This window comes from Candidatus Obscuribacterales bacterium (genome assembly GCA_036703605.1).
Classification (GTDB): domain Bacteria; phylum Cyanobacteriota; class Cyanobacteriia; order RECH01; family RECH01; genus RECH01.
The window spans coordinates 1-1,092 of sequence record DATNRH010000483.1; the positions used below are offsets into that span (position 1 = coordinate 1).

At 53.0% G+C, this 1,092-nt stretch carries 1 protein-coding gene; it reads left to right on the forward strand.

Features of this window, described 5'->3' with window-relative positions:
• Positions 1-638: 638 nt before the first annotated feature.
• Positions 639-827, forward strand: a complete 189-nt coding sequence (locus V6D20_10300) for a hypothetical protein (protein HEY9816171.1) — start codon at positions 639-641, stop codon at positions 825-827.
• Positions 828-1,092: the final 265 nt, after the last annotated feature.

The window sequence follows — 1,092 nt, forward strand, 5'->3', positions numbered from 1 at the left end:
TCGCCATCTTCCCCTCCGCAGCAGCAAGGTGAATAGAGTTGATTATGCAGCGAAAACGTAGGCGCTCCTCACGAGGACTGGATCGGGCGTAGTAAGAACGGGTGTCCGCGGGCTCTCAGACTGGCGCTCCCTGCGGCGCCTCAGGCCCGGACTCTGAATCGGGTCCCTGGGCCGAGTGGCTCCCAGGGACCTTAGAGGGGTTCGGAAGGTGACTCTATTGGTGTGGATAGGCTCGAGTCGGGACCTATCCTTGCCGAAAAGACTCACAAACCTTCGCGAGGGCGCCTCTCATGGTCTCGGCTTGGCAGTCCTTCACCGAGTGAGACGCGATGTCAGCACCAATCGGCGCCACCTAGCCTTGTCTATGTAGAGCTGCTCTGGACTGGTGATGCAACTCAAAGCCCCAACTGCCATGTAACAACTTTGCACTCTCCGATGACCCTGGCACATTTGTGCTCACACTCGAACCCTTTCGCTTTGCCTCCAGCTCTGCCCTTCATCTCTCAGAAGGCACACGCCGCACTGTGGCTTTTAAGCAAGCACCCATAGTCCCCAATTTTGCCTCTTCCATTCATGGCCTTCAAGGGCACACGCTTGATACTACAGTTGCTGTAGACCTTCGCCATCACCACGAACCCATGGCTCTCTATGTTCTAGCTTCTAGAGTCCGCAAGCTTGAAGGCCTCTTTCTTGGCAAACGTCTCACAGATGACGACGCCAAGTTCTACACACCCCCAGACCACATCCGTGACACCCTTGCCTCCTTCGAACTCAAGCAGATCAAAGCCATTGAGGACTTCCACCTCAACAACGCTGCCTATTGCTAATTGCTTACCTCCTTCAACTTAGAATATAACCATAGATCTTTACACATTTTAATTGCATGCGGCATTGGGAGGGCACAACCAGAAATACCATAAACAACCGAGGCTCTCTCGCGCGCAAGCGCTTAATTAATGATTATTCGCTTACTCGTTCGCCGCAGTCAAAATCTTTTCTTGCCTAGCTAGGCTTAACTCATTTTCTTTTTGTTTCTTCTCCCCCAACAAGGGCTACTCCCCTCCTCTTCTTGGTCTTAGGTTCGAACCCCCC

What these genes read in the sequence shown, in the direction of transcription:
- V6D20_10300 (HEY9816171.1), top strand. Translation starts at nt 639, where the DNA reads ATGGCTCTCTATGTTCTAGCTTCTAGAGTCCGCAAGCTTGAAGGCCTC.